Here is a 26925-nt window from a genome sequence, read left to right on the forward strand (position 1 = left end):
GCGCGACTCGGGAAATGAGGGTTTCTGCGGCTTGCGAGTCGCGGAGGAGAAACGCGAGTCGAATCTATCCTTACTTGGAGTCGGCAGGGAGTCGGTAAGGGGCGGGCAGGCTCTTTTCAATCAACCATCGCCCGGAATCGTCACGCCAATCACAGATCACGGTGCCGCAAGGGTGGGCGTGTCCCCTCGTTCCAGCGTGATCGCGTGGCGCAGATGGTGGCTGGCCTGGGCGGCGTCGATCTCCGGGTCGCCGTTCAGCAGCATGCCGACCAAGCCATCCCGCAGCGCCTCCAGCCTTAGGGCGGTGGCATCGGGCCTTGGCAGGAACCAACAGCCCGCGGCATTGCCCGCTTCCAGCAGCGTCTTAAAACGGTGGCGCAGCGCGGAGCGTGCGCGGGCCAGTGCCGCCGCCATGGCCTTATCGGTTGCCGACAGGGCCTCTGCCTGTATCCACAGGGTCCAGTAGGGGCGGGCACTGTTATCGAACGATTCCACGATGAACCGATCCAGGGCCGCCTGCGGGTCCTCACCGGCGCGCCAGAGATCGGCGACTACCCCGTCGAAGATCGCTTCCCAAGCCTTGGCGCGCAGTTCGGGCCAGCGGAAATGGTGGTTCAGCAGGCCGGTCCCCACGCCGGCGCGCTCCGTCACGGCGCGTGTCTGTACGGCCAGCAGGCCCATCTCCAGCAGCAAAGTCACTGCCGCCTGAATGATCCGCTCCCGCCCGCCCTTGTCCCGTCCGTTCACGGCCGATCTTCCCCATCATCACGTCTGATTGACATGCTGAGCAACTGCTCAGTATAAGATGAGCAACTGCTCAGCATAGAGGTGGTCATTTTGTCGTCTGAACGCAATGCCGCCGTGGATTTGGTGCGTCTGGTCGCGCTGACCGGTATCTGTGTCGTCAATTTGCCCTTCTTTGCCCTGCCTATGGAAGCAACGATGGTATTGCCGCCGGCTCCTGCCGACCGGCTGGCCGCGATGCTGGTGGAGTTTCTGTTTCAGGCAAAGTTCTTCCTCCTGTTCTCCTTCATTTTTGGTTGGGGGATGGAGGTACAGTCCCTGTCGGCGGAACGGGCAGGGGCGTCATTCAACCGACGATTCGCGCGACGGTTGGGCCTACTGGCGCTGTTTGGCGTCATGCATGTCGTGCTGGTTTTCGTGGGTGACATTCTGGTGCTTTATGCTGTTCTGGGTCTATTGGCTTGGCCGCTGCGTCGCAGCCCACCGCGCCGGTTGCTGAAACTGGCAGGCTGTCTCTTGTGCCTGTCGTTTGGCAGCGCCTTGCTGCTGGGGCTGATCCTGCTGTTTGCCGGTGATGTGGGGGCGGGGGCCACGCCCAATCTGGGTGGCGGTTACGTTGACACCGTCACGGTGCGTCTGCGCGACTGGCCATCGACATTTGCCTTTCTGGCTCTGTTTCAGGGGCCATCGGCGCTGGCCGCCTTTCTGACCGGTATCGCCGCGGCGCGCGTGAATTTCTTCGATCCTGACAGCGAGGCGCGCCGCCGCTTGTATCGGGCACTGCCCTGGCTGCTTATGGCCGGTCTGACGCTCAATCTGGCCTATGTCAGTGGCACAACGGCTGTCACGCAGCCCGATGCCGGTCTGGTGAGCGTGCTTTGTATCGGTCTGATCGCCTTCGGCGGGCCGGTGCTGGCAACCGTCTATCTGGCGGCCATTCTCTGGCTGGCGGATCGCTGGCAACCGCCGGCTCTGCTGCTGCTGGCGGGCCGTAACTCGCTCTCCTGCTATGTGTTGCAAGGGGTTATCGCCGGTGCCCTGTTCGGCGGGTATGGGGTGGGCTGGTATGACCGTCTGGGGCATGCGGCCCTGTTGGGGCTGTCACTGCTGGTGGCCCTGTCATCCATGATCCTGACGGGGATTTACGCTCAGCGCTTTGGCCGTGGCCCGTTGGAGGCCTTGCTGCGTCGCTTCACCTACGGGTGACCACCTCCCCAAACGCAAAACCGGCGTCCCATTGCCGGGACGCCGGTTTCACGAAGTCTCATACCAAGCCCAAAACCTTACGCGGCATTCACCTGTTCGGTCTGGGCCAGCAGGGCGAACAGGGCATCGCCTGACTCCGCCCCGCGCAACTTGTCACACAGCACGGGGTCCCGTAGAGCGCGTGACACGCGCGCCAGGGCCTTCAGGTGATCGGCACCGGCCCCTTCCGGGGCCAGCAGCAGGCAGATCAGATCCACCGGCTGTTCGTCGATCGCCTCGAAATCGACCGGCTTTTCCAGCCGGGCGAAAATGGCCATAACGCCGGTCAGGCCCGGCAGCTTGCCATGCGGGATACCGATGCCGCGCCCCACGCCCGTGGTGCCCAGGCGTTCACGTTCCACCAGCACGTCGAAAATGGCCCGTTCATGCTGGCCGGTCAGGTCGGCCGCCTTCTTCGCCAGTTCCTGAAGGACCTGCTTTTTGGAGCCGGCCTTCAGGTTCGGGAGGATCGCCTCCGGCGTCAAAAGATCATTCATCGCTGCCGAAGGGGTCTGGAATGAAGGGGATACGGAACGTAGGGACAGAGCCATGGGGTACGCATCGCCTTACTGTTTCACCGACCCGGCCGCCCCGGCAGGGTCTACCCAGCCGATGTTGCCATCGGCCCGGCGGTAGATCATGTTCAGCCCGCCATGTGCGCGGTTACGGAACATCAGTGCAGGCAAATCCGCAAGGTCCATGCGCATCACAGCGTCACTGACCGTCAGCATTTCGATGGAGGTTTCCATCTCAGCGACGACCATGCCGTGATGCCCGTTCCCTTCCGGAGCCGGCGCTTCATCCGCCGCATAATCGTCGGAATCCGTCTCCGCTTCAAGGATGTACTTGCGGGCGGCCTGAACGGGCAGCTGGTTCAGCGTGGTTCGTTCATGGTGATCCTTCAGACGGCGCTTATAGCGGCGCAGACGCTTGGCCACACGGTCGGCGGCCTCGTCGAAGGCGGGATAGGGTTCCGTGGCTTCGGCATTCGACTGCAACAGAATCCCACGACCGACATGTACCTGAATATCGGCCTTATACAGATGCGCATCCTTGGAAAGGATGACGGTCGCCTCCATGGGGTTTCCGAAATATTTTCCGACCATCGATGCCAGCTGATCCTTTACATGGGTCCGCAGTGCATCGCCCACATCCAGTTGCTTGCCTTTGACGGTAACTTGCATATTTGACCTGTCGTTTCAGGGCGCATGGCCTGACCCGAAGGAACCAGCTTCCTGGAACCGGCATCCAGACCGGGAGTTCCAGAACGGTCTTCCTTCAGCGGCCAGCGCAGGGGTTACAACCCAAGGGCCTTTTCCCGACGGCGCTGGACTGAAGAGGGGATCTTCATACCTTCACGATACTTCGCCACCGTCCTGCGTGCAATGTCGATCCCATCGGCACGCAGGATTTCCACGATTTTGTCGTCGGACAGGGTGTCATCCGCCTTCTCCGCATCAATCAGGGCCTTGATGCGATACCGCACGGCCTCTGCCGAATGGGCCGCCTGACCATCGGCGCCTTGGATGGCGGACGTGAAGAAGTATTTAAGTTCGAAGACCCCACGCGGGGAGGACAGGAACTTATTGGTGGTAACCCGGCTAACGGTGCTTTCATGCATGCCGATGGCCTCCGCGATATCGCGGAGAATCAGTGGCTTCATGAATTGCAGCCCGTGCAGGAAGAAGGCGTCCTGCTGGCGCACGATCTCGGTCGCGACCTTCAGGATGGTGTTGGCCCGCTGATGCAGGCTTTTCACCAGCCAGCTCGCCGACTGGAACTGTTCGGCGATATATTCCTTATCGGCCTTGCTGCGGGCACCCGTGGTCACCCGGCTGTGATAGCGCTGATTGACCAACACGCGCGGCAGTGTCTCGGTATTCAGCTCCACGATCCAGCCGCCGCCGGGGCTGGCGCGCATCAGGATGTCGGGCACGACGGTCTGAACAGGCTCGAAATCGAAGGACAGCGCCGGCTTGGGGTTCAGCGCCTTGATCTCTGCCACCATGTCCGACAGATCTTCGGCGTCGCAGCCGCAGACCTTCAGCAATTGCTGAAGATTGCGCGCCGCCAGCAGCGGCAGGTTATTCAGCAGCGCCTGCATGCAGGGATCCAGGCGGTTTTTCTCCCGCAACTGGTTGCCCAAACATTCGGCCAGCGTGCGCGCGAAGATGCCAGCAGGGTCGAAACGCTGCATGCGCAGCAGCACATTTTCCACCTGATCCAGCCCGCAGCCCAGCTGGACCGCGACCTCTTCCAGATTGCCGGTGAAATATCCCGCCTCGTCCAGATGGTCCAGCAGGGCATAGGCGACCATGCGGTCCAGCCGGTCGGACAGATCCATGGTGATCTGTTCTTCCAGATGGTCGCGCAGCTTGGGCCGCTCCGTCAGGGTCGCTTCGAACCCCTCACCATCATCGTCGAATCCACCGGACCGCGACGACCAGTCGCCAAACTGCTCGCCCGACCCCAGGCCCGCGCTGTCCATGTCGGCGGCGGAACTGTTGGTGTAGACATTCTCGAAATCGGTATCGAGCGGGGCATCGTTGGATCCGGCCATCCGGTCGGACGTGGCCAGTTCCACCGTATCGGCAACCCGGCTCTCATTCACGGGGGCCGGCACTTCCTCCCGGTCCACGCCGGTGGTGGGCGCATCATTCCAGCCATTGCCGTCGTCGCGTTCCAGCAGCGGATTGCGTTCCAGTTCCGCATCCACATATTCGGCCAGCTCCAGGTTCGACAGCTGAAGAAGCTTGATCGCCTGCTGAAGCTGCGGCGTCATCACCAGCGACTGTGCCTGGCGTATATCGAGCCGTTGCTGGAGCGCCATTCTTGCCGGAAAACCTGTTCTGACGGGCTTTAATCTGCCGGTTGCACCAATGCCGGGTCGCGGGTCCGACGATGGTCACCCTTGAAAAGCCGCTGCCGTCATCATTGACGGCCACTCGGCTGGCATACCCCCGTCGGCTGTCCCCAGCGAGGCCCAAGGTACGTTGCAAGACGCGTGCCCGCAACAGTTAGGCCCTGTGGGGTCAAAAATTATTCCATTGCTTTCTGCCAAACCTTTGCTTCGCCGGGCTTTCAGGAATCTGCTTGGCAGAATGGTCGGAATTGAATAGTTTAATTAAACTATGAAAGCCGAACTCCTCATCCTGGGTATCCTGCATCGCGGGGATATGCATCCCTATGAGATCAAACGACGCCTGACCCATGCCATGGTCGACCGCTATGTCGATATCGATGTGGGCACTCTCTATTACGCTGTCCGCCAACTGGCCAAGGAAGGCCATATCATGGCGGTGGGGGAGGAGCGGGTGGCCCGTGGCGGGGCGCGCACCGTCTATTCCCTGACCGACAGTGGGCGGGAACGGTTCTCCATCCTGATGGTGGAACAGTTCAGCCTGCGGCAGCCGGCCTTCCATCCGCTGCACCCGGCCCTGCTGTTCCTGCACCGTGCCGACCCGGCGGCCATCCTGCCGCAGCTGACGGAGCGGATGGCCGCCTATCGCGAAGGTCACGCCATGCTGTCGGGCATGCTGGCCGGCATGGGCGGGATGCTGTCCACGGGCAGCCAGCTTCTCATGGAACATTGCCGTGATACCGCCGCTCTGGAGGTGTCCTGGCTGCAACGGGTGATCGCGGCGGTTCAGGTCGGGGCGCGCGATGCCGATCTGTCGGGTCTGGCCTCCGCGGGTCTCCTCCCCGCCGATGTCCAGGGACAGAACCTCAATACGGAACCGAATGATGAAAACGCCTGAGGCGGCGGCCGCGCGCCGTGCCCTGTTCGCCAACCGTGACTTTCGCTGGCTTCTGACCGGCGGGGTCATTTCCATGCTGGGGGACCATTTCACCCTGCTGGCCATGCCCTGGCTGATGCTGAAACTAACGGGCGATACGCTCGCGGTGGGGCTTGTCCTGGCCATCATGGGTGTGCCGCGCGCCCTGTTCATCTTGGTTGGCGGGGCCTTGACCGACCGTTACTCGGCCCATCGCGTCCTGATGCTGACCAAGCATGTCAACACCTTGCTGCTGGGTCTGCTGGGCGGGCTGGTCTGGTTTGATACGCTGCCGCTCTGGGCGCTTTATCCGCTGGCGCTGGGCATCGGTCTGGCCAGTGCCTTTTCCATTCCCGCCGGCACCTCCATCCTGCCGACCGTGGTGGCGCGGGAACAGTTGGCGGCGGCCAATGGCGTGATGATGGGGCTGCGGCAAACGGCGATGCTGCTGGGGCCGGCACTGGCCGGGCTGCTGATCGCCCTGTCGGCACCGGGCGATGTGCCGGTGACGGGGGCAAAGGACAGCGGCACCGGCCTTGCCTTCCTGCTGGACGCGGTCAGCTTCGCCCTGTCCGCCTGGACCCTGTCCAAGGTGCGGGCGGTCAAGGCTGATCCGGCCGCTGCCGCCACCGGCCTGTTCCGGTCGATCTGGGAGGGGTTGCGCCATTTCTGGTCCGACACGCATCTGCGCGCACTGTGCCTTTACTTTGCGGCCGTGTCGGCCCTGATTTCCGGGCCGGTACAGGTGGGTCTGCCCGTGCTGGTGGATCAACGTCTGGGCGGTGCCGGCCTGCTGGGCACCGTGCTGGCGGCCCATGGTGCGGGCACGTTGCTGGGACTGGCCGTGTCGGCGTCTCGGCCCTCCTGGCGGCTGGGCACGCTGGGCCTGACCATCCTGGCGGCCGATACGCTCTGTGGGCTGATGTTTCTGCCCACAGCCCTGGTGACGGCGGCATGGCAGCTGATCGGTCTGCTGTTTGTCGTGGGGACCATCGCCGGGTTCCTGCAGGTTCGGGTCTGGACCTGGATGCAGCGCCGCGTGCCGCCGGCGATGCTGGGCCGCGCCATGTCTCTGTTCATGTTCATCTTCATGGGCGTCGGGCCACTGTCCGCCGCCCTGACCGGGGCCTTGCTGCGGCACCTGTCTGTGACACAGATGATGGTGGCGGCAGGCCTCAGCCTGATCACGCTGGCCCTTGCCGGCATGGCACTGACCCCCATCCGGCATGTGCGCGACGCCGCGAACTGATCCGTCACCGCTGCGTCACGGCCAGCCGCAACCCCAGCAGCACGAACCCCGCCGCAAAACCCCGGCGCAGCAACAGCAGCAGCCGGGGCCGCGCCAGGACTTGACTACGGAACGATGCCGCGAACAGGGCATAGGCGGCGAAGGTGGCAAAGGTCAGCCCCATGAACACCGCACTCAGTTCCAGCATGTGTGGCACGGGGGCGGGCGCGTCGCTGGGCACGAACAGCGGCAGGAAGGCCACAAAGAAGATCGATAGTTTCGGATTCAGCAGGTTCATCAGCAGACCCGACAGGATCGTTCGCCCTACGCCCTGCGGCGCCTTGGCCGTATCGAGCTGAAACGCCCCGCCATCGCGCCAGGTGCCCCAGGCCATATAAAGCAGGTAGGCGCCCCCTGCATATTTCAGGATATCGAAGGCAACCGCACTGGTGTGCAGCAGGGCGGCAAGCCCCGTGATGGCCGCCAGCATATGCGGCAAGATGCCGATGGTGCCGGCCAGTGCCGCCAGCAGGCCCGCCCGTGCCCCCTGCGACAGGGCCGATGCCAGGGTATAGAGGGCCCCCGTCCCCGGTGTGGCGATGATGATCAGGGCGGTAACCAGAAATTCGACGCTCATGATGCTCTCCAGATCGTCATGATCTGGCGCAGGGTGGCGGTATCGGCCCTTCAGGTCTTGAACGGAATTGCGGATGGCGTCACGGCGCGGGCATAGGCAGCGGGCGTCACCCCGAAACACCGGCTGAACAGCCGCGTCATGTGGCTCTGATCGGCGAAACCTGCCTCCGCTGCCGCCTGGGCCAGGGACACGCCAGTTTGAATCAGGCGGCGAGCCAGATGCAGGCGCCGCTGCATCAGGTAGGCATGTGGGGTTAGGCCCGTGGCCGCCGCGAAACCGCGCAGCAACTGGAACCGGCTCACCCCGGACAGGGATGCCAGTGTGCCCAGGCTGACCGGGCTGGCCGGATCATCGTCAATGCAGGCACGGGCCAGGGCGACGGGTGGTGGTGGTGTCCTGGGACGGGGGCGTTCGCGCAGAAGCCGGGTGCTGAGCACCAGCAACGCCTCCTCCCCGGCTAGGGCGGCGGTGGGGCCGCCCTGGGTAACGGCGGCGAACAGCCGCTCAAACCAGGAGGACAGGCTGGCATCATCCAGGACAGGTCGGGTGAATTCCCCGCCGCGGCCCATATCCTGAACGGCACCGGCGATCAGGGCGGGATCGAGATAGAGCATGCGCCAAGCCCGCTCCCCGTCGCCGATGGGGCTGCCGCAATGCACTTCGCCGGGATTGACGGTGACCATAGTGCCCGGCCCCGCTTCCACCATGCCGCGACCGCTGCTGGACCGCTGTGCCCCCTGGTCGAACAGGCCGATGCCATAGGTATCGTGGCTGTGGCGGGGATAGGCATGGCGGGTGGAGGCCAGGACCGCGATGATCCCGTCCACATGGCTACGCGGCATTCGGAAGGGGCGGGCCTCTGCCATCTTATCCCCTCCGCAGCACGGCTATTACAGGCTGAACCGTTCGCCCAGATAGACGCGGCGCACATCCTTGTGCGCCACAATCTCCGACGGGGTGCCCTGCATCAGGACGACACCGTCATGCAGGATATAGGCGCGGTCCACGATATCTAGCGTCTCGCGCACATTATGATCGGTGATCAGCACGCCGATGCCGCGTTCGCGCAGATGGCTGACCAACTCGCGAATCTCGTTCACCGCGATGGGATCGACGCCCGCGAACGGTTCGTCCAGCAGGATGAAATGCGGCTGGCTGGCAAGCGCGCGGGCGATTTCCGCACGCCGGCGCTCACCACCCGACAGGGCCAGGGCCGGCGTGCGGCGCAGATGGGTGATGGAAAACTCGGCCAGCAGTTCATCCAACCGCTGCTCGCGGATATCGCGGTCGGGCTCCACCACCTCCAGAACGGCGCGGATATTATTCTCTACGCTGAGGCCTCGGAAAATGCTCGCTTCCTGCGGCAGATAGCCGATGCCCAGCCGCGCGCGGCGGTACATGGGCAGCGACGTAACCTCCATCCCGTCCAGGGCGATGCTGCCATGGTCGGGCAGGATCAGGCCGGTGATGATATAGAAACAGGTGGTCTTGCCGGCCCCGTTGGGACCCAGAAGCCCCACCGCCTCCCCCCGGTTCACCGACAGCGAGATATCGCGCAGCACGGGACGGCCCTTGTAGGCCTTGCCGATGCGCGACGCCACAAGGCCCGTATTGTCGGTGACCAGACGCGGGCCGGTCGCGGACTTGTCCTGGGTGGGCTGGGTCATGGCTTGTCGCTCCCCTTGGGGTTGGCGGGCGGGCTGGGTTGCTGCGGCATGCCGCCCTCACCCTGCCGGTTGGGAATGAACAGGCCCTTTACACGCTCGCCCGTGGCGGGTGCCGTCGCTGGCGGGGCGGCACCCGGTGTACGGGACAGAATACGGCTGATCCCTGACTTCAGGTCAACCTCTGCCGCAGGGCCGTTCAGCTGATTCTGTCCGCGCGTGACACGGACATTGCCGGTCAGCAGCGCGCGTTCGCTGTCCAGGTCATAGGTGCCCTTGTCGCCGCGCGCCGTTTCCGACTTGGTGGTGATCACGACACCGCCATCGGCATCGACCCGCGACAGGCCAAGCTTGTCATTGGCGTCGCGCGACAGCAGGGCCACCAGACGGTCGGCACGGATACGGTCCTGCGGACGGGCGGCCAACGCATCGCCCCGCGCCACCGCCAGCTCCTGTTCACGCCAATATTCAAGGCTGTCACGCGCCGTCACCGTCTCGGTCGGCGTGGTCAAGCGCAGGCCTTCGCCCGTCAGCACCGCCACCGACTTGTCCAGGTCATAGATGGCGCGCGACCCATGGGCGGTACGGTCGGTATTCTTCAGCTGCACATTGCCTTCGGCCAGCAAGCGATAGACCTCGTTGCCGCCATCCTTGGTCTTGCGGAAATAGGCGGCCAGCGTGTCGGCGGTCAGGACCATATCGCCCTGGGTGGCCGTGGCCCCGCCGCGCGCGATGGCGACCTGCAATTTCTCGTGATACTCGAACCCGGCGGGGGCATCGACCTCGATGGGCTTCGACCCGCCGATTTCCAGCGAAGGGGTGGCGGCGGGGGCTTCCGGGGCCGTGGGGGCCTGCTGCGCCAGGCCGGTGCCGGCGGCCAGCGCCAGACCCAGTGCCAATGGCGCCAGATAGCGGCCCCACCCGATATGTACCCGCGTCACAGACTTCATGGTGCCGTCGTCCCCGGCTTGTCATTCGTTTGGGCCGTCTGGCCCGACCCTGTACCCGATCCAAAGGCGCGCAACCGTGCGTGCCCGGTAAAGACCAGAACATCGCCATCCTGCAACACGCGGAAGCCGCCGGCTTCCACCGTCCCCATCGGCCCCTGGCCCTCCACAGGCTTGTTGCCCCAGGCGATGCCCTTCTTCACGTCCAGTATGGCTTCCTGCGTGCGCAGTTCATACCCCGACCCATGATAGAAGCTGACGGGACCTTCCAGCGACAGGACCTGCTTGTCCTGGTCATAGGCACCCTTGGCCGCCGTCATGGAAAGCCAGGTGCCGCGCTTCAGGGTGATATCGGCCTGCGGTACCGTCAGATCCACCATGGACCGGCCGCCGCCCTGTTGTGCCGCCCGTTCGGCCCTGATCTCAAAGGGCTGATCACCCTTGTCGGTGCCCAGATAGCGGGCCTGGGTCAGTTCCAGGTCGCCCAGGGCCGGGCCCGGCTTGGACTTGTCCGACGATCCACCAAACAGAGGCCAGATGAAGATGGTCAGCAGCACGACGCCCGCCACTGCCGGCAGGGCTACCCGCGCCACCCGTACCGCCTTGCTGTGCGCAAACGGGTCCCGTCCGCCGCCTGCCGGCAGGCGCGGCACGATGGGCCGGTTGGACGGGGCGGGGGCGGTGGCCATGGGGGGCAGGGGGTCCTTACAGGGCAATCAGGGATCAGGGGCGCAGCAGATGCCAGAACAGCACGGCAATTCTGTGACGGGCCGCACAGGACCGACCCGCCATGCCGTCAACGGGCGGCTCAGTGCGAGAAAATATCCGGTTCTTCCCAGCCCAGCAGATCCAGCTTGCCGCGCGCCGGCAGGAAGGCGAAGCAGGCCTCCGCCAACTCGCGCCGGCCTTCGCGCTCCAGCAGCGCGTCCAGCTTTTCCTTGATCTGGTGCAGGTACAGAACATCGGAAGCGGCATATTTCAGCTGCTCCTCGTTCAGGTCCGAAGCACCCCAGTCGCTGGATTGCTGCTGCTTGGACAGCTCAATCCCCGTCATCTCCTTGCACAGATCCTTCAACCCATGCCGGTCGGTGGAGGTGCGGACCAGCTTGGAGGTGATCTTGGTGCAATAGATGGGGGCGCAGGTGATGCCCAGTGCCTTGTACAGCACCGCCACGTCGAAGCGCGCGAAATGGAACAGCTTCAGGACGCCTGGATCTTCCATCAGGCGCTTCAGGTTGGGGGCCAGCGTCTGGCCCTTACGGATCTGCACCAGATGGGCATTCCCGTCGCCCGAGGACAGCTGCACCAGGCACAGCCGGTCGCGGTGCGGGTTCAGGCCCATGGTCTCCGTATCGACGGCGACGACGGGACCCAGGTCCAGACCGTCGGGAAGGTCACCATCGTAAAGGGAGATCTGAGACATGGGGCTTATCCTTGGCTGACAGGCATATCATTTCACATCCCTTATCGGTTGCCGGCCCCGCCATCGCAAGGGGCGATGCCGCAAGGGTCCGATGCCGGGGCAGGGGGCCGCCATGTGATGGGGTCCAGAAACGCTTAAGGCCGCCGGTGATGCCGGCGGCCTTAAGAGCGTTTATGCGGATGGTGCCCAGAAGAAGACTCGAACTTCCACACCTTGCGGTACAGGTACCTGAAACCTGCGCGTCTACCAATTCCGCCATCTGGGCGTATCCGAACCGCGCTTTCCGTCGTTGCCGTCGGGCGGCGCGTCGTGGAGCGGCTGTATAAAGGGGGGCTTTCCAGGCGTCAACAGGTTTGTTGATTTTTTTGCCGCTTGGCCTGACCGTGGCCCAGAAACGCTTAAGGCCGCCGGAATGAACCGGCGGCCTTAAATGCGTTACATCGGAATGGTGCCCAGAAGAAGACTCGAACTTCCACACCTTGCGGTACAGGTACCTGAAACCTGCGCGTCTACCAATTCCGCCATCTGGGCGTTTTCCGAACCGCGCTTTCCATCGTTGCCGGTGGGCGGCGCGTCGTGGAGCGGGTGTATAATGACCGCCGCCGATGCCGTCAACAGATGTTTTTCAAGAACAGGCGACTTTTTCTGCAACGCCCCTGAACCATATCCACATCATAGGTTTGAATGGTGGGGGAGGGAGCGATGTCCGCATCCTTGGGCACGGTGGTGGTTTTCGGCGGCTCCGGTTTCATCGGGCGACAGGTGGTGAAACGCCTGGCGCAGGCAGGTGCGCGGGTGATCGTGCCATCGCGCCGGCCGGGGCTGCTGTCCTGGATGAAGGTGGCGGGCGACGTTGGTCAGGTCCTGCCCATCGCCACTGACACGCGCGACGACGCCTCTGTCGCCGCCGCCGTGACCGGGGCGGACGCGGTCATCAACCTGATCGGCATCCTGGCCCCGTCGGGCGCGGACAGTTTCGACGGCGTGCAGCATCAGGCGGCGGCCCGTATCGCCCGTGCCGCTGCTGCTGCCGGTGCCCGCCACTTTGTCCAGATCTCCGCCATCGGTGCCGACCCTGCCTCGGCATCGGCCTATGCGCGCAGCAAGGCGGCGGGCGAGGCAGCGGTGCGCGCATCCATGCCGGGTGCGGTGATCCTGCGCCCCTCCATTGTGTTCGGTCCGGGCGATGGTTTCTTTAACCGCTTCGGGCGGATGGCCAAGGCCCTGCCCTTCCTGCCCCTGATCGGCGGTGGTCACACCCGGTTTCAGCCCGTCTATGTCGGTGATGTCGCCGATGCGGTGATGGTCGCCCTGACCGATCCGGCCTGTGCTGGCAAAACCTATGAACTGGGCGGCCCCCGCGCCTACAGTTTCAAGGACCTGCTGGATTATATCCGCCGTCAGGCGGGCGTGCCGCATCGCTGCCTGCTGACCTTGCCGTTCCCGGTGGCCATGATGCAGGCCTTCTTCACGGAGATGCTGCCCGGCAAGCCGCTGACCCGCGATCAGGTGACCTTGCTTCGGCGGGACAATGTCGTGTCGGGGGCCTTGCCGGGCCTGACCGATCTGGGCATCACGCCCAAGGCCGTGGAACTGGTCGTGCCCAGCTATCTGCGCTGACCGGGGCTTGGGCTTGTGAAAATGCGTGGGCCGCAGACCGATTTCCATTGATCGGGGGGGAGAGGCACCCAATATAGAGGTTCAGTACTCAACAGCCCCTGTCGAGGATACATCGATGGTAAACGGACCCTATAATCCGTATGCGGCGGGCAGTCGGACCATGGACCAGGCGTCTTTTGACGCAGGTCTGCGTACCCATATGCTGCGCGTCTATAATTACATGTGCTTGGCGTTGGCTATCACCGGTGGCGTGGCGTTCCTTGGCTCGCAAAGCGAGGCCCTGGTCGCCCTGATCTTCGGTACGCCTTTGAAGTGGGTGGTCATGCTGGCCCCCCTGGCTTTCATCTTCTTTGGCTTCCGGCCTGACCGGATGTCGGGCTCCGCCCTGCGGACCAGCCTGATCGCCTTCAGCGCCCTGATGGGCCTGTCAATGATGTCGATCTTCCTGGTCTATACGGGCGCCAGCATCGCACGCGTGTTCTTCATCACGGCAGCGATGTTCGCGGGCACCAGCCTGTATGGCTACACCACCAAGACTGACCTGTCGAAGATGGGCAGCTTCCTGGTGATGGGCCTGATCGGCATCATCATCGCCGGTCTGGTGAACATCTTCCTGGCCTCCAGCGCCTTGCAGTTCGCCATCTCGGTGATCGGCGTGGTGATCTTCACGGGCCTGACGGCCTGGGACACCCAGAACATCAAGGAAAGCTATGCTTCCCACTGGGGTGAAGAGGCCAACAGCCGTCTGGCCGTGATGGGCGCGCTCAGCCTGTATCTGAACTTCATCAACCTGTTCCAGTTCCTGCTGTCCCTGATGGGGCAGCGCGACGAATAAGGGTTGATGGGTCCAGTACCCGGCCTTTTGGACGCCCGGCGCGGAGATATCCGCGCCGGGCGTTTCCATTTTCAACGCCCGCTGGTTATGATTGCTACCGCGATGATCGGAGGGGCAGGGCTGTGACCTTTGTTGACGGCGGTATCACGGGGCTTGCCGCCATCCTGGAAAAGGAACTGGCCGACGGGCTGGAAGAACCGATCTTCAACGTTAAAGTCTGGGAGCGGATGGATGAACTGGCCAGCCGTGTTGGCCAGTTGGTGGATGCGGGTATTGATCCTGCTCCCTTTGCGGAGACGCTGGAGCGTTTTCCCCGTCGCAATGCCCGTGAACATACGCTTTACCATCTGCTGCGCGCCGTCGCCTTGCGCGATGATCGGGCCGCGACGGCGGTGATTGAGACGCTGGCCGCCGATCTGGAAAACCCCGACCCGCGCCATTCTTTGATCCAGGCCGATTACATCCTGCGCGGCATGCTCTTCGGCATCTGGAGCAACCGGATCAAACTGTCCGATCCGGTTGCCCATGACATGGCAGTCCGCCGTCTCTGGCGGGCGATCCTCAACCTTTATCGGGCCGCCATGCCGGCCCCGGACCCCGTCCCGCCGGCGGCGCGTCAACGCGATCTGGTCGTGGTGATGACCAGCCAGTTCCTGAGCGGCATGCATCAGCCCTCCATTGATGCGGGGGAATTCGCCGCAAAGCTGCTGTTGCGTTTTGGTCGCCGCGTGGTGCTGATCAACACGGCGGACGGCCCGCGCGGCGTCTACTACCCCTATCTCGGCGGCTTCATCAGCAGCGTCGAGCAGCATCTGCTGGGCTGCAATCAACTGACGGTCGACCGTCTTCCCATCCCGTTCATCCACCTGCCCGGCGGCTTCACCGATCCGGCAATGGCGTCGTCGCTGCGCGACCGGATTCTGGATATGCGGCCCGATCTGGTGCTGTCATTCGGTACTATGAATCCGGTGGCCGATCTCTGCCAGGGGCTGCTGGATGTGGTGTCGATCCCGTTTGGCACCTATTTGCCCATTGCCGAACCAGGCATGTTTGCCTTGCCCCGCGCCCTGGTCCCGTCGGATTTGCCGGCACTGGCCTTTGCCGGCCTCAGCCCCGAACGTGTGGTTCACATTGATTACTGCTACACCAAGCCGGCGGTGAAGCAGGCACGGACCAAGGCCGATCTGGGGATCCCTGCCGACGCCATCCTGACCCTGGTCATCGGGGTGCGTCTGACAGCAGAGGTGACGCCCGACTTTGCGGCCGCGCTGAACGCAGCGATTGAGGCTGAACCGCGCCTGTTCTTCCTGTTTGTCGGGCCGCTGGACCGGTTCGATGCGTTGGTGGCGGACCTGCCAGCCCTGGCGGCGCGGTCGCGCTGTCATGGCTTTGACCCGGATGTAATGGGTCTGCTGGCGGCGGCGGACCTGTTTATCAACCCGCCGCGCGGCGGGGGTGGGGCGTCTGCCGCCTATGCCCTGGCCAGCGGGGTTCCGGCCTTCACCCTCAATGCAGGCGATGTGGCGACGGTGGTCGGGTCGGATTTCCATCTGCCGCGCTTTGCTGATTTCGCCCCGCTGGCCACCCGTTTTGCCGATGACACCGCTTATCGTGCCGATATGCAGGAAAAGGCACGCGAACGCTTTGCCGCCATCTCATCCCGCGATGTCATGCTGAAACAGATCCTGGACGGGGTCAAAGCGATGCGGGCGAAAGGATAAGGGCCGTCTGATCGGGCCAGCATCGGGCATTTTCCGCCAGGGTGTCGGCCCGGTCGCCGGCATCTTCCGGGTTGCCGGGCACGAATACGGCGCGGCCCCGGCTGCCGGTATTCAGTTCCAGCACCAGCCGGTGTCCCGCCCGCTGATCAATATCCATGATCGTGAAGCATCCGCCCTGGCCCGCAAGGGTCCGGCACGCCGCCGCCGTGGCCGGCGTCACGCCCAGCACGATATAGGACAGTTCCGCAGAATTCACGCCGCCGCTCCCTGCATTCCCCGCCGCATCTGACGGGCGATGACGCCATAGCGCGGGGCCAGCAGAATGGAAAGCCCCAGGATGATCCCGGCCAGCACGGCAATCGACCCTGCCGCATTCACGGCCATGTCATAGCCCAGCAGCGACGGCCCGAAGGCACCCAGCCCATAGCCGCCAACCCCCGTCGCCCCGCCGATCAGCAGCGACAGGGCCACCTGCGGCCCCATCCGGTCGGTATAGAGCCGCGCCGTGGCGGCGGGACAGATCAACATGGCGATGACCAGGATTGACCCCACCGCCTCAAACGCCGCGATGGCGGCAAGGGCCGCCAGCACGACAATCCCCTGCTGCACCCACCCGCTTTTCAGGCCCAGCGTGTCGGCCAGACCGGCGTCAAAGCTGACAAGGGTGAATTCCTTGAAGAAAATCAGGATGATGGCGAGGCAAAGCGCGAACACGGCCATCAACTGGAGAACCTGGCGGGGCAGGGTGGCCCAGATGGCGAGGTCAGCCAGATCGGCCCAGCCGCCGGGCGTCAGCCACAGGATGGCCTCCAACTGCCCATAGAGCACGCAATCGGCGTCCAGATCGACCTGCCGCGCCGGCCCCTGTTCGATCAGCACAACGCCCAGGGCGAACAGCCCGGTAAAGACCACGCCCATGGCCGCCCCTGCCTCCACCCGGCCCAGGCGGCGGACCAGTTCGATCATCCCGCCCGCCACCAAGGCGGCGGTCAGGGCACCGGCCAGCATGGGGAAGGTGTCGCGCGTGCCGGCCACCATGAAGCCCGCCACGATGCCGGGCAGGACGGCATGGGAAATGGCATCGCCCATCAGGGCCTGTCGCCGCAGCACCAGGAAATTGCCGACCAGCGCACAGGACAGGCAGGCGAACAGGGCCGCCAGCAAGGCCGGCAGATCGACCGACAGGAAGGTGACGGTATCGATATTCATCCCACCAGCTCCCCCGCCAGCAGGGCGCGGCGCAACCGCGCGCGGCGCAGGCTGCGGCCCAGCAGCCCGCGCGATGGTGCCACGATCAGGCTGATGAAAAACAGGCTGGTGGCGACCAGGACGATGACCGCCCCCGCCGGCAGATCGGCAAAGCGGGAGGAGAGTATCGCACCCATCCCGCCCGACACGGCCCCCACGCCCCCGGCGATGATCAGCATGCGGGACAGATCATCGGTCCAGAACCGGGCCGTGGCGGCGGGCGTGATCAGCAGGGCGATGATCAGGACCAGCCCCACCGTCTGCAGCCCGACCACGGTGACCAGCGTGACCAGCGCCATCAGCGCCAGATCGATGCGCCCCGTGGGCCAGCCGGCGGCCCGCGCAAAGCCTTCATCAAAGGCCAGCAGGCGGAATTCCTTAAAGAACAGCCAGACCATGGATGCGGCCAGCAGGGCCAGCGCCCCCAGGCCCAGCGCTTCGCCACTGCGCATGGCCGCCGTCTGGCCAAAGATGAAGCCCTTCAGGCCGGCGGCGTTGGCGGCGGGCAGTTCCTGCACCACCGACAGCAGCACCACACCGGCCCCGAAAAACACCGACAGCACCGACCCGATGGCCGCATCCTCGGTCAGCCTTGTCCAGCGCTTGATCGCCTGAATGGTGGCAACCGCGATGGCCCCGCTGATGGCGGCCCCGGTCAGCAGCAGGGGCAGGGACCGCCCCTCCACCCCCAGCGCCATGCCGGTCAGGAAGGCCGCGACAATACCGGGCAGGGTGGCGTGGGACAGGGCATCGCTGACCAGGGCGCGGCGGCGCAACACCATGAAACAGCCCACCATGCCCGCCGCCATGCCCAGCGCGGTAGCACCCAGCAGCACGACCAGCGTATTATGCCCCACCATCTCCATCAGCGCGGCCCCAGCAGCAGCCCGCTGGCCCGCTGGCCATAGGCCTTGCGCAAATTCTCCTCTGTCAGCGCCTCGCGCACCGGCCCGGCGGCGACCAGCCCGCCATTCAGCATCAGCACATGGTCGAAGGTTTCGGCCACGGTCTGGAGATCATGATGCACGCAGATGACGGTGCGGCCCTCCGCGTCCAACTCGCGCAGGACGGCCAGGATGGTCTGTTCCGTGGCGGCATCCACGCCGGCCAGCGGTTCATCCATGAAATAAAGCCGCGCCTCCTGCGCCAACGCGCGGGCCAGGAACACACGCTGCTGCTGCCCGCCTGACAGTTGCCCGATCTGGCGATGGGCGAAATCGGCCATGCCGACCCGATCCAGCGCGGCCATGGCGGCGGCCCTGTGCCGGCCCGTGATGCGCCGGCCCCAGCCGATCAGGCCGTAACGGCCCATGGTGACGACATCCAGTGCGCTGACCGGGAAGTCCCAATCCACGCTTTCCCGCTGCGGCACATAGCCGATAAGGGCGCGCTGCCGCTTCAGCGGGCGGCCATACACCTCGATCGTGCCCGTCAGGGCCGGGACCAGGCTCAGCACGGCCTTCAGGAAGGTGGATTTGCCGGCCCCGTTCGGTCCGACCACGGCCACCAGCCCCTGGGCCGGGGCCGTCCAGGTGACATCGCGCAGCACAAGGCGCTGGTGATACGCCACCGACAGGCCCGACACGGCCAGTGCGCCGACGCCGGCATCGGCACTGGGGATGAAATTATCGCTCAACAGCCGCTGCAGCATGGTTTTCGCCCCTCAACCCGCCGCCAGCCGGCCCTGGAACCCGCGCGCCGGCACGGTGCCGCCCAGGGCCTGGGCGATGGTTGTGACATTATGGTCGATCATGCCGACATAGGTCCCCTCATAGGTGCCGGGCGCACCCATCGCGTCGGAATAAAGCGATCCGCCGATGGTCACCGTGTGACCCTTGGCCGCCGCTCCCTGTATCAACGCTTGGATATTGCGATCGGACACCGAGGTCTCGATAAAAACCGCCGGAATTTTGCGCTCCACCAGCAGCGAGACCATGCTTTCGATGCGCTGCAACCCCGCCTCGGATTCCGTGCTGATCCCCTGAATGCCCACGACGGACAGGCCATAGGCCCGGCCAAGGTAGGAAAATGCATCATGCGCGGTGACCAGCACCCGCCGCTGTTCCGGCACGCTGCCCAGCACCGTGCCGGCATAGGCCGTCAGGGCCTCATATTCCGACGCCGCCTTGGCTGCATTGGCGGCATAGAGCGTGGCATTGGCCGGATAGAGGCCGGACAGCCTGTCCCGAACGCCCAGCAGGGCCAGCCGCCACAGGGTCGGGTCCATCCACACATGCGGGTCGGGATGGCCATCCGCCCCGTCGGGATGGATCAACCGGTCCTTGGGCAGGACAGAGGCCGCCGCATGCACCGGTTTGCTGGCCGACAGCTTGTCCAGCATCTCGGCCATTTTGCCTTCCAGGAACAGGCCGGAATGGAACACCGCGTCGGCCTTCATCAGGGCAACCGTGTCCGACCGCGTCAGCTTATAGGAATGGGGGTCGATGCCTTCGCCCATCAGGCTGCTGATGCTGGCCGTATCGCCGGCCACGGCACGCAGCAATTCCGCCACCTGTCCCGTCGTTGCCTGCAGGACCGGCTTGTCTGCCGCCCTGACCGGAAGCGACGCTGACAATATCCCGGCACCGGCCACGGCCAGGGCATGACGGCGGGAAAGGGCGGTCTTTGATGCGATCACGGGATCAGGACTTTCTGGAATCATTCCAAACTTGCTATCGAACCAGCATATAGGCCCTGTGACAAGGCCGGCAAGGCAAAGTCCTGTGATCGTTCTATCGCAACATTATTTTCTGGGCACGGTGGCGATCACCGTCGGATGGGTCATCAGCGCCAGAAAGGGCAGGTCGGATGGGCGGTTGCCATAGCCATGGCTCTCCGCGAACGGTCCCGCCTCATGCAGCAGGGCCGCCACCCGCCGCGCCTTCTCCGCCCGCACACAGTTGCCGCCCTGCATTTCCCCCGTCAGCACACCGCCCCGCACCTCCATATCGGTGGCCAGGATGCGGTCAACCGGCAAGCCTTCCAGCAGGGTGGGGATGTACAGCGACAGGCCGCCCGTGGCGACCACCACCATATCGCCGGCATCGGCATGGTGTTTCAGGGCGGTCAGGGTCGGCTCGTACCAGCGTTGCCATCCCCGCATCCGCTCCGCCGCGCCCTGCGCCACGGATAGTGGCACCCCGGCCAGCGCCCGGCGCAGCATCCCCGCCTTGATACGGGTGCGCAGATCATCATCAGGATTGGCCCCCGCACTCATCAACCCCGCCCGGATGGCGCGGGCAAAGACCAGGCCGGACCGCATGCGCCCCGCCACCCGGCCCAGATAGGGCAACAGGCTGTCGCCCCCCACCAGGGTTCCGTCAAAATCGAAGATGGCGATGCGTCGTGTCATGATCGCCGCGCATAAAACAGGCGGGGGCCTTCCCGCTCAAGTTTTTTCGGGATATCAGACGGCGATTGCACCAACGGAGGCTGCCATGGCACGCGAACGCATCATCATCGATACCGATCCCGGCCAGGACGACGCCGTCGCCATGATGCTGGCCTTCGCCTCGCCGGAAGAGATTGAGGTGTTGGGCGTCACGGCGGTGGCCGGCAACGCGCCCCTGGCCCATACCGAGATCAATGCCCGCAAGATCTGTGAGCTGTCGGGAAGGCCCGATATCAAGGTCTTCGCCGGTTGTGACCGCCCCTTGTTCCTGGACCTGCATACCGCGCCGGAGGTGCATGGCGATACCGGCCTGGACGGCCCGGACCTGCCCCCGCCCACCATGCCCTTGCAGGCACAACATGCGGTGGACTTCATCATCGACACCTTGCGCGCCGAACCCGCCGGTACCGTGACGCTCTGCCCCCTGGGCCCGCTGACCAATATCGCCACCGCCCTGACCCGCGCGCCCGACATCGCGGCGCGGATCAAGCGCATCGTGTTGATGGGCGGGGCACAGTTTGAAGGCGGCAACAGCAGCCCGGTGGCCGAATTCAACATCTTCGTCGATCCGCACGCAGCGCAGATCGTGCTGAAATCCGGCGTCGATATCGTGATGTTCTCCATGGACGTGACGCATCAGGTCCTGACCGCCCAGGCCCGCATGGACCGCGTGCGCGCCATCCCCGGTGCGGTTGGCCGCGTCACCTATGAAATGCTGGATTTCTACCGCCAATATGACGAGGCCAAATACGGCACCGATGGCGGCCCCCTGCACGACCCCTGCGTCATCGCCTGGCTGATCAAGCCCGACCTGTTCCAGGGTAAACAGGTGAATGTGGAGGTCGAAACCGCGTCGCCCCTGACCATCGGCCAAACGGTCGTCGACCGCTGGTGCATCACCCCGCGCCCGAAGAACGTGTTCTTCATGCTAAAGGCCGATGCGGACGGGCTTTTTGATCTGCTGATTGAGCGGTTGGGGCGGTTGTAGCGCGGATTAGGCGCGAGCCGTAATCCGCGGACCGACGGTGCCGGCTTTCCGCGGATTACGCTTCGCTAATCCGCGCTACGAACAGGACGAACTCATTCCCTTTCCATGTTGGGCGGGGTGTCGCCGATGATCCCCCGGCGATGAACACTGGACCACGGCCAATCGGCTGGTCTGTCCACCAATCCGTGTTTGACCGGGTTCCAGTGGATATAGGCTTGGTGCCGCTCCCAATCCGCATCATCGCGGATCATATGTTCCCAATAACGCGGTTGCCAAACGGGGCCAACAACCTTGCTGAACCGCGACTTGATCAATCGCCAACGCAAGGAATGATCCCCATCGTCCTCCGGCATGGCCCACATCATGTGCAGATGATCCGGTAGGATCACGGCCTCGACAATGGAAAACGGATGCCGCACCCGCACCTGCGCACAACAGGTCCGCAACAGATCAACACGCTCATCTGTTGTGACAATTGCCTGCCGGCCTGCCGTCACAACCGTGAAGAAGTATGTCTGTCCAGGATAGGTATAGCGACGAAACCCCATCCTACGACCCAATCACGATGTATATTGATGCAATAGTGTATGTGATTTCGTGTCTTTGGCAAGGGTGCCCGCTGTTCGTAGCGCGGATTAGGCGCGAGCCGTAATCCGCGGACCGACGGTGCCGGCTTTCCGCGGATTACGCTTCGCTAATCCGCGCTACGATTGAGCCATTCCCGCAAACAAAAAACGGCGGGCCACCTGACCCGCCGTTTTTCATTCAAGGCACCTTTACCTGCTCACTGACAGGCCAGGCATTCCTCATACTTGTTCGTCTCGGCCATCGGTGCGGCCTTGGCCTTGCCGATTTCCTTGGTGGCGTTGCTTTCGGCGCGCTGCACCGACATGGAGCGCAGGTAGTACAGGCTCTTCACGCCCTTCTTCCAGGCCATCATGTGGATCTGGTGCAGGTCGCGCTTATGCACATCGGCCGGCAGGAAGACGTTCAGCGACTGGCTCTGGCAGACGAAGGGCGTGCGGTCGGCGGCATGTTCGATCAGCCAGCGCTGGTCCAGCTCAAACGCCGTCTTGAACACGTCCTTTTCGTCCTGCGTCAGGAAGTCCAGATGCTGGACCGACCCGCTGTTCAGCGTGATCTCCGACCAGGTGTCTTCGTCGTTGCGGCCCTTCTCCGCCAGCAGCTTCTCCAGGTACGGGTTGCGCACCGAATGGCTGCCCGACAGGGTCTTGTGGGTATAGGCGTTGGCGGCCACCGGCTCAATGCCGGGCGACGCGCCGCCGGTGATGATGGAGATCGACGCCGTCGGCGCGATGGCGATCTTGTTGGAGAAACGCTCCATCACGCCATATTCCTCGGCGTCGGGGCAGGGGCCGCGCTCATGCGCCAGCTTGACCGACGCGGCGTCGGCCTGGCGCTTGATATGGGCGAACATGCGCTTGTTCCAGACCTTGGCCATCACGCCTTCGATCGGGATCATCTGGCTTTGCAGGAAGCTGTGGAAGCCCATGACGCCCAGACCGACCGAGCGCTCGCGCATGGCGGAATACTTGGCGCGTTCCATGTCGCTGGGGGCCTTCTGGATAAAGTCGGTCATGACATTATCCAGGAAGCGCATCACGTCCTCGATGAAGGTCGGATGATCCTGCCATTCCAGGAAATTTTCCAGGTTCAGCGACGACAGGCAGCAAACAGCCGTGCGCTGCTTGCCCCACGGGTCCATGCCGGTCGGCAGCGTGATCTCGCTGCACAGGTTCGACATCTTCACCGTCAGGCCGGCCAGCTTGTGATGTTCCGGGATGGCCCGGTTCACGTGGTCGATGAACAGCATATAGGGCTCGCCCGTTTCCATGCGGGCGGTCAGGATGCGGATCCACAGGTCGCGCGCCTTGACGCGGCGCAGGATCTTGCCGTCCTTGGGGCTGGTCAGCGCCCATTCCTCATCCGCCTCAACCGCGCGCATGAAGGCGTCGGGAATGGCGATGCCATGGTGCAGGTTCAGCGCCTTGCGGTTCGGATCGCCACCGGTGGGGCGGCGCATCTCGATGAATTCTTCGATCTCGGGGTGGGAGACGGGCAGGTAGCAGGCGGCGGAGCCACGGCGCAAGCTGCCCTGGGAAATGGCGAGCGTGAGTGAATCCATCACGCGGATGAAGGGAATGACGCCGCTGGTCTTGCCGCTATCCTTCACCTGCTCGCCGATGGAGCGCAGGTTACCCCAGTAGGAGCCGATGCCCCCACCCTTGGCCGCCAGCCAGACATTCTCGTTCCACAGGCCGACAATGCCTTCCAGGCTGTCGCTGGCTTCATTCAGGAAGCAGGAGATGGGCAGGCCGCGCGCCGTGCCGCCATTGGACAGGACGGGGGTGGCCGGCATGAACCACAGGCGGGAAATATAGTCATACAGGCGCTGGGCATGCGCATGATCGTCGGAATAATAGCTGGCGACGCGGGCGAACAGGTCCTGATAGGTCTCGCCCGGCATCAGATAGCGATCATCCAGCGTCGCCTTGCCGAACGTGGTCAGCAGCTCGTTTCTGGAATGATCCACAGTCACCGGCGCATGCTTGCGCATCTGGATCTGGCCAAATAGGTCGGCACCCTGCGGCGCCCACTCGTTCACTTCACCATCGCGCATGACTTATCCCCGTTTTCCCCAGTGCCCCGGCTGTGGATAACTGCCCACAGAACACAACATCTTGTTGGCTGAGGACCGGATCGTACCAAATCCCGTCCTCACCACAAGGCAGAAATTTCCGCCCTATCCATCATGAATAGGCTTGACGTCAGCTATTCCAAGGGGGCTTGCGAACGGGGGCTGGGTATGCGCTGCACGCGGCTTGACGGGGTGGCTGAGGCGGACTAGCCGCCATTTTGTCCTGGATTCAGGGGTGTAGGTCCAGGAACTGTCGGACAGACAGCACGCGCACACCACCATAATGAGATTCGACAAGGTCGCGAATGCCCCCTGTCAGGATCGCGTCGGTCCCACCCGTACTGGCCCTCAGGACATAAATCACATGTTTAGGATCACCCATATGGGTGGGGGCGATGAAGGAGGCGATATCTACATATTGTGGTAGCGGTCGAACGCGCGCGACCTCGCCCCCATGCCCCTGTCAAACGTCACAGTCCCCTGCCTTGCCCGCTGCCCCCCGTCCAGGCTATTGAATAGGTCGTTCCGGTGCCGGGACGACAGCCACAGCGCGGGGGCCGGATGTTCATCGAATGCTCCAACCTGATCGTCGGCAATCTGCCCGCCCTGTCTTATGGCGTGGCGGTGGCCGATATTGATGGCGACGGGCAGGACGAGATCATTGTCGCTGGCTATGGCGGCCCCAACCGTGTGCTGAAATGGGGCGGGCAGGGGCTGGTGGATATTGCCCCGCCGCTGCTGGCCGATGCGGGCCGGCGCGCCATCGGTCTGGCCTGCGGCGATATTGACGGCGACGGGCGGGAAGAAATCTACATCCTGAACAGCGACGGGTTTTCAGGGCCCAAGCAGGTGTCGGACCGGCTGCTGGCCTGTTTCGGGGACCGCTGGATCGACCTGTTTGCCTTGCAGGAGAATTTCGCCGCCGCCAACCGCTTCGCAGGCCGATCCATCGCCGTCATCGACCGTGCAGGCACGGGCCGCTACGGCTTCATCGTCGCCAATTATGGCGGACCGATGCGGCTTTATGAGATGGGGGCGCGGGGCCGCATCGTGGATGTCGCGGATGAGGTGGGGCTGGATGCGCTGACCGGTGGGCGGTCGCTGTTGGCCGCCCCCCTCCTGGGCGACCGGGCTGACATTTTTGCGGGCAATGAGATCGGGCCCAACCTGTTTTTCCGCAATCAGGGTGACGGCACCTTCATTGAGATGGCGGACGCGCTGGGCCTGTCGGACGCGGCACAGCCGGCGCGCGGTGTGGCCCTGATCCAGGGTGACGGCCTGTTCGACATCATGCTGGCCAATTGGGAGGCGCCGCACCGGCTCTATCAGCAGCAGGCGGGGGGTGGCTTCGCTGACATGGCCCCGCCGGAACTGGCAAAGCCGACCCGCGCCCGCACCGTCATTGCCGCCGATTTCGACAATGACGGGTATGAAGAGATCTTCATCAATAATCTGGGCGAACCCAATCGCCTGTTCGGTTGGCGCGATGACCGCTGGACGGCCATCGATATCGGGGATGCGGCGCTGCCCGCCGGTTTCGGCACCGGGGCTGCCGTGGCCGATCTGGATGGGGATGGACAGTTGGAACTGCTGGTCGCGCATGGGGAGCAGGCGCCGCAGCCTTTGTCGCTGTTCATCGGGGAACCGCGTGGCAATCACTGGCTGCGTATCCGCCCTTTGACGCTGGCCGGCGCGCCGGCGCGCGGCGCTGTTGTTCGCCTGTGGGCCGGCGACCGCATGCAGATGCGGGCCATCTGTGCCGGTTCCGGCTATCTGTGCCAGATGGAGCCCGTGGCCCATTTCGGCCTGGGCCGGCTGGGCGCGGTGGAACGGGTGGAGGTGCGTTGGCCCGACGGCGCGGTTCAGCGGATCGACGGGCCGGGCATCTGCCAGACCCTGGTCATTCCTCATCCCGGTCGCTGAGGGTGGCCTGCTGCGGGGCCACGGCCACGCCATAGATACGCGCCCACAGTACCGCCGTCAGGGCGGTGACCACGGGGTTGGTGATCGACAGCACGATATTGCCGGCCAGCACCGCCAGCGTGCTGTCGGACGATCCGCCCAGCAGGATCAGCATGGCCCCCGGTGCCTGCAGGGGCAAGTTCACCAGGACCAGGGCCAGTAGCGGCGGCAGCCCGCCCAGCGGGCGCGTGGCCTTCCAACTGGCCCCCATCACGAATTTCCCCCCCTGCACCACCGATCCGATGGCCGGACCCAGCCGGGCCACGGGCCACAGGGTCATCAGCATGATGACGGCATAGGTGGTCAGGAAGAACCAGTCGGGCATGGCGAAGGCCAGCGCCGCCGTATCCGCCGGCCCCTGGGCCGGGTTGGGCGACAGGCGGTGGCCGGTAACGCTGGCCAGCAGGGTCATGAAGACGGCGGCCGGTAGCACCGACGCCAGACCGGCCAGCAGCACCAGGGCCAGAAGAAGGCCGCCGACGCGCCAGTTGCCCCCCTCGAACGGCATGTCCCAGAACTGGGCCTTGTCCTCTCCCAGCAGGATGAACCGGGACCAGCGGGTGGTCCAGATGCCCAGACCCCAGATCATGCCCAGCACCGACAGGAATTGCAGAAGGGCGGCCCCCCCGCCTTCGCCGGATGCCGTCATCTGCGCCACGCCCAGCACCGCCAGCACAAGCGCCGGCGCACCGGCGAACCGCAGAACACGGCCCGGATCGGACAGAAGCAGCAGATAGATCGCCAGTGATTCGCGCCAGGCGTCCTTGAAATTCATCGCAAACCCGGGTTCCGCAAAATTGCCGTCGGTTGGCAACGGTCTAACACATGGGGTGTTCC

General features: G+C 64.3%; 27 protein-coding genes and 2 tRNA genes. 8 read left to right on the forward strand and 21 right to left on the reverse strand.

Annotated features, from left to right (window positions below; translation table 11 throughout):
• Window positions 1-156: 156 nt before the first annotated feature.
• Window positions 157-747, reverse strand: a complete 591-nt coding sequence (locus tag ABC729_RS01910; protein ID WP_495605975.1) for a TetR family transcriptional regulator C-terminal domain-containing protein — start codon at window positions 745-747, stop codon at window positions 157-159.
• Window positions 748-837: 90 nt separating this feature from the next.
• Between ABC729_RS01910 and ABC729_RS01915 the strand changes: the two genes are divergently transcribed.
• Entirely contained in the window at window positions 838-1950 is a 1113-nt protein-coding gene (locus ABC729_RS01915) for a DUF418 domain-containing protein (protein ID WP_495605976.1), read from the forward strand.
• 77 nt (window positions 1951-2027) lie between these two features.
• On the opposite strand, the gene ptsN is transcribed toward ABC729_RS01915, so the two are convergent.
• The 3 genes from ptsN to rpoN all read right to left on the reverse strand — a co-directional run bounded on the left by ptsN (window position 2028) and on the right by rpoN (window position 4819).
• Window positions 2028-2486: a PTS IIA-like nitrogen regulatory protein PtsN gene (gene ptsN, locus ABC729_RS01920; protein ID WP_488967141.1), complete on the reverse strand. Its 459-nt coding sequence runs from the start codon at window positions 2484-2486 to the stop codon at window positions 2028-2030.
• A gap of 69 nt (window positions 2487-2555) precedes the next feature.
• A complete protein-coding gene (hpf, locus tag ABC729_RS01925; protein ID WP_495605977.1) occupies window positions 2556-3173 on the reverse strand; it encodes a ribosome hibernation-promoting factor, HPF/YfiA family in 618 nt (205 codons plus the stop codon).
• Window positions 3174-3286: 113 nt separating this feature from the next.
• On the reverse strand, window positions 3287-4819 hold the full coding sequence (gene rpoN, locus ABC729_RS01930) for an RNA polymerase factor sigma-54 (protein WP_495605978.1): 1533 nt from the start codon (window positions 4817-4819) through the stop codon (window positions 3287-3289).
• A 301-nt stretch (window positions 4820-5120) separates the two neighbouring features.
• Here rpoN and ABC729_RS01935 point away from each other — a divergent pair, with 301 nt between their 5' ends.
• Together ABC729_RS01935 and ABC729_RS01940 are read left to right on the forward strand one after the other, a co-directional pair.
• Window positions 5121-5747, forward strand: coding sequence for a PadR family transcriptional regulator (locus tag ABC729_RS01935; protein WP_495605979.1), 627 nt, complete (start codon window positions 5121-5123; stop codon window positions 5745-5747).
• Entirely contained in the window at window positions 5731-7014 is a 1284-nt protein-coding gene (locus ABC729_RS01940) for an MFS transporter (RefSeq protein WP_495605980.1), read from the forward strand. The genes ABC729_RS01935 and ABC729_RS01940 overlap by 17 nt, the downstream gene beginning before the upstream one ends.
• Before the next feature lie 4 nt (window positions 7015-7018).
• Here ABC729_RS01940 and ABC729_RS01945 read toward each other — a convergent pair whose 3' ends face one another.
• The 8 genes from ABC729_RS01945 to ABC729_RS01980 all read right to left on the reverse strand — a co-directional run bounded on the left by ABC729_RS01945 (window position 7019) and on the right by ABC729_RS01980 (window position 12195).
• On the reverse strand, window positions 7019-7630 hold the full coding sequence (locus ABC729_RS01945; RefSeq protein WP_495605981.1) for a LysE family translocator: 612 nt from the start codon (window positions 7628-7630) through the stop codon (window positions 7019-7021).
• Window positions 7631-7680: 50 nt separating this feature from the next.
• Window positions 7681-8496, reverse strand: coding sequence for an AraC family transcriptional regulator (locus ABC729_RS01950; protein ID WP_495605982.1), 816 nt, complete (start codon window positions 8494-8496; stop codon window positions 7681-7683).
• 24 nt (window positions 8497-8520) lie between these two features.
• Entirely contained in the window at window positions 8521-9297 is a 777-nt protein-coding gene (lptB, locus tag ABC729_RS01955; RefSeq protein ID WP_495605983.1) for an LPS export ABC transporter ATP-binding protein, read from the reverse strand.
• Entirely contained in the window at window positions 9294-10244 is a 951-nt protein-coding gene (locus ABC729_RS01960; protein WP_495605984.1) for an LptA/OstA family protein, read from the reverse strand. Before ABC729_RS01960 ends, lptB begins: the two co-directional genes overlap by 4 nt.
• A complete protein-coding gene (lptC, locus tag ABC729_RS01965; protein ID WP_495605985.1) occupies window positions 10241-10930 on the reverse strand; it encodes an LPS export ABC transporter periplasmic protein LptC in 690 nt (229 codons plus the stop codon). The genes ABC729_RS01960 and lptC overlap by 4 nt, the downstream gene beginning before the upstream one ends.
• Before the next feature lie 119 nt (window positions 10931-11049).
• Window positions 11050-11664 carry a ribonuclease D gene (locus tag ABC729_RS01970; protein ID WP_495605986.1) on the reverse strand — a complete coding sequence of 205 codons (615 nt, stop codon included), beginning with the start codon at window positions 11662-11664 and terminating at the stop codon, window positions 11050-11052.
• 180 nt (window positions 11665-11844) lie between these two features.
• Window positions 11845-11929, reverse strand: a tRNA-Leu gene (locus ABC729_RS01975).
• A gap of 181 nt (window positions 11930-12110) precedes the next feature.
• Window positions 12111-12195, reverse strand: a tRNA-Leu gene (locus ABC729_RS01980).
• Window positions 12196-12366: 171 nt separating this feature from the next.
• Here ABC729_RS01980 and ABC729_RS01985 point away from each other — a divergent pair.
• The 3 genes from ABC729_RS01985 (at window position 12367) to ABC729_RS01995 (ending at window position 15840) form a co-directional block, all read left to right on the forward strand.
• Window positions 12367-13284, forward strand: coding sequence for a complex I NDUFA9 subunit family protein (locus ABC729_RS01985; RefSeq protein ID WP_495605987.1), 918 nt, complete (start codon window positions 12367-12369; stop codon window positions 13282-13284).
• A 115-nt stretch (window positions 13285-13399) separates the two neighbouring features.
• The gene (locus ABC729_RS01990) at window positions 13400-14119 is read left to right on the forward strand and encodes a Bax inhibitor-1/YccA family protein (RefSeq protein WP_495605988.1); all 720 of its coding nucleotides are present in this window, start codon (window positions 13400-13402) and stop codon (window positions 14117-14119) included.
• A 122-nt stretch (window positions 14120-14241) separates the two neighbouring features.
• On the forward strand, window positions 14242-15840 hold the full coding sequence (locus tag ABC729_RS01995; protein WP_495605989.1) for a hypothetical protein: 1599 nt from the start codon (window positions 14242-14244) through the stop codon (window positions 15838-15840).
• Here the strand turns inward: ABC729_RS01995 and ABC729_RS02000 are convergent.
• From ABC729_RS02000 to ABC729_RS02025, 6 genes are all read right to left on the reverse strand, one after another.
• On the reverse strand, window positions 15815-16096 hold the full coding sequence (locus ABC729_RS02000) for a hypothetical protein (RefSeq protein ID WP_495605990.1): 282 nt from the start codon (window positions 16094-16096) through the stop codon (window positions 15815-15817). The genes ABC729_RS01995 and ABC729_RS02000 overlap by 26 nt on opposite strands.
• Entirely contained in the window at window positions 16093-17049 is a 957-nt protein-coding gene (locus ABC729_RS02005) for a metal ABC transporter permease (RefSeq protein WP_495605991.1), read from the reverse strand. Before ABC729_RS02005 ends, ABC729_RS02000 begins: the two co-directional genes overlap by 4 nt.
• The gene (locus ABC729_RS02010) at window positions 17046-17954 is read right to left on the reverse strand and encodes a metal ABC transporter permease (protein ID WP_495605992.1); all 909 of its coding nucleotides are present in this window, start codon (window positions 17952-17954) and stop codon (window positions 17046-17048) included. Before ABC729_RS02010 ends, ABC729_RS02005 begins: the two co-directional genes overlap by 4 nt.
• On the reverse strand, window positions 17954-18739 hold the full coding sequence (locus ABC729_RS02015; protein WP_495605993.1) for a metal ABC transporter ATP-binding protein: 786 nt from the start codon (window positions 18737-18739) through the stop codon (window positions 17954-17956). Before ABC729_RS02015 ends, ABC729_RS02010 begins: the two co-directional genes overlap by 1 nt.
• A 12-nt stretch (window positions 18740-18751) precedes the next feature.
• Window positions 18752-19726 carry a metal ABC transporter solute-binding protein, Zn/Mn family gene (locus ABC729_RS02020; RefSeq protein WP_495605994.1) on the reverse strand — a complete coding sequence of 325 codons (975 nt, stop codon included), beginning with the start codon at window positions 19724-19726 and terminating at the stop codon, window positions 18752-18754.
• A 105-nt stretch (window positions 19727-19831) separates the two neighbouring features.
• On the reverse strand, window positions 19832-20440 hold the full coding sequence (locus ABC729_RS02025; RefSeq protein ID WP_495605995.1) for an HAD-IB family hydrolase: 609 nt from the start codon (window positions 20438-20440) through the stop codon (window positions 19832-19834).
• Window positions 20441-20525: 85 nt separating this feature from the next.
• Between ABC729_RS02025 and ABC729_RS02030 the strand changes: the two genes are divergently transcribed.
• On the forward strand, window positions 20526-21467 hold the full coding sequence (locus tag ABC729_RS02030) for a nucleoside hydrolase (RefSeq protein WP_495605996.1): 942 nt from the start codon (window positions 20526-20528) through the stop codon (window positions 21465-21467).
• A 92-nt stretch (window positions 21468-21559) separates the two neighbouring features.
• On the opposite strand, the gene ABC729_RS02035 is transcribed toward ABC729_RS02030, so the two are convergent.
• Window positions 21560-22015, reverse strand: coding sequence for an REP-associated tyrosine transposase (locus tag ABC729_RS02035; protein ID WP_495605997.1), 456 nt, complete (start codon window positions 22013-22015; stop codon window positions 21560-21562).
• 236 nt (window positions 22016-22251) lie between these two features.
• Window positions 22252-24108, reverse strand: coding sequence for a ribonucleoside-diphosphate reductase subunit alpha (locus ABC729_RS02040; protein ID WP_495605998.1), 1857 nt, complete (start codon window positions 24106-24108; stop codon window positions 22252-22254).
• Between the two features lie 579 nt (window positions 24109-24687).
• Between ABC729_RS02040 and ABC729_RS02045 the strand changes: the two genes are divergently transcribed.
• Window positions 24688-26049, forward strand: coding sequence for a CRTAC1 family protein (locus tag ABC729_RS02045; protein WP_495605999.1), 1362 nt, complete (start codon window positions 24688-24690; stop codon window positions 26047-26049).
• Here the strand turns inward: ABC729_RS02045 and ABC729_RS02050 are convergent.
• A complete protein-coding gene (locus ABC729_RS02050; protein ID WP_495606000.1) occupies window positions 26027-26863 on the reverse strand; it encodes a hypothetical protein in 837 nt (278 codons plus the stop codon). The genes ABC729_RS02045 and ABC729_RS02050 overlap by 23 nt on opposite strands.
• Window positions 26864-26925 lie beyond the last annotated feature (62 nt).

Source organism: Niveispirillum sp. CC-CTL257, from assembly GCF_059489915.1.

Bases quoted from the DNA above. Each gene is read 5' to 3' on its own strand.
- ABC729_RS02040 (WP_495605998.1), bottom strand. From the start codon at position 24,108: ATGCGCGATGGTGAAGTGAACGAGTGGGCGCCGCAGGGTGCCGACCTA.
- lptC (WP_495605985.1), bottom strand. From the start codon at position 10,930: ATGGCCACCGCCCCCGCCCCGTCCAACCGGCCCATCGTGCCGCGCCTG.
- rpoN (WP_495605978.1), bottom strand. From the start codon at position 4,819: ATGGCGCTCCAGCAACGGCTCGATATACGCCAGGCACAGTCGCTGGTG.
- ABC729_RS02025 (WP_495605995.1), bottom strand. From the start codon at position 20,440: ATGACACGACGCATCGCCATCTTCGATTTTGACGGAACCCTGGTGGGG.
- ABC729_RS01960 (WP_495605984.1), bottom strand. From the start codon at position 10,244: ATGAAGTCTGTGACGCGGGTACATATCGGGTGGGGCCGCTATCTGGCG.
- ABC729_RS02015 (WP_495605993.1), bottom strand. From the start codon at position 18,739: ATGCTGCAGCGGCTGTTGAGCGATAATTTCATCCCCAGTGCCGATGCC.
- ABC729_RS02035 (WP_495605997.1), bottom strand. From the start codon at position 22,015: ATGGGGTTTCGTCGCTATACCTATCCTGGACAGACATACTTCTTCACG.
- ABC729_RS02045 (WP_495605999.1), top strand. From the start codon at position 24,688: ATGTTCATCGAATGCTCCAACCTGATCGTCGGCAATCTGCCCGCCCTG.
- hpf (WP_495605977.1), bottom strand. From the start codon at position 3,173: ATGCAAGTTACCGTCAAAGGCAAGCAACTGGATGTGGGCGATGCACTG.
- ABC729_RS02005 (WP_495605991.1), bottom strand. From the start codon at position 17,049: ATGAATATCGATACCGTCACCTTCCTGTCGGTCGATCTGCCGGCCTTG.
- ABC729_RS01985 (WP_495605987.1), top strand. From the start codon at position 12,367: ATGTCCGCATCCTTGGGCACGGTGGTGGTTTTCGGCGGCTCCGGTTTC.
- ABC729_RS01950 (WP_495605982.1), bottom strand. From the start codon at position 8,496: ATGGCAGAGGCCCGCCCCTTCCGAATGCCGCGTAGCCATGTGGACGGG.
- lptB (WP_495605983.1), bottom strand. From the start codon at position 9,297: ATGACCCAGCCCACCCAGGACAAGTCCGCGACCGGCCCGCGTCTGGTC.
- ABC729_RS01945 (WP_495605981.1), bottom strand. From the start codon at position 7,630: ATGAGCGTCGAATTTCTGGTTACCGCCCTGATCATCATCGCCACACCG.
- ABC729_RS02050 (WP_495606000.1), bottom strand. From the start codon at position 26,863: ATGAATTTCAAGGACGCCTGGCGCGAATCACTGGCGATCTATCTGCTG.
- ptsN (WP_488967141.1), bottom strand. From the start codon at position 2,486: ATGAATGATCTTTTGACGCCGGAGGCGATCCTCCCGAACCTGAAGGCC.
- ABC729_RS01990 (WP_495605988.1), top strand. From the start codon at position 13,400: ATGGTAAACGGACCCTATAATCCGTATGCGGCGGGCAGTCGGACCATG.
- ABC729_RS02010 (WP_495605992.1), bottom strand. From the start codon at position 17,954: ATGGAGATGGTGGGGCATAATACGCTGGTCGTGCTGCTGGGTGCTACC.
- ABC729_RS01935 (WP_495605979.1), top strand. From the start codon at position 5,121: ATGAAAGCCGAACTCCTCATCCTGGGTATCCTGCATCGCGGGGATATG.
- ABC729_RS01940 (WP_495605980.1), top strand. From the start codon at position 5,731: ATGATGAAAACGCCTGAGGCGGCGGCCGCGCGCCGTGCCCTGTTCGCC.
- ABC729_RS02030 (WP_495605996.1), top strand. From the start codon at position 20,526: ATGGCACGCGAACGCATCATCATCGATACCGATCCCGGCCAGGACGAC.
- ABC729_RS01970 (WP_495605986.1), bottom strand. From the start codon at position 11,664: ATGTCTCAGATCTCCCTTTACGATGGTGACCTTCCCGACGGTCTGGAC.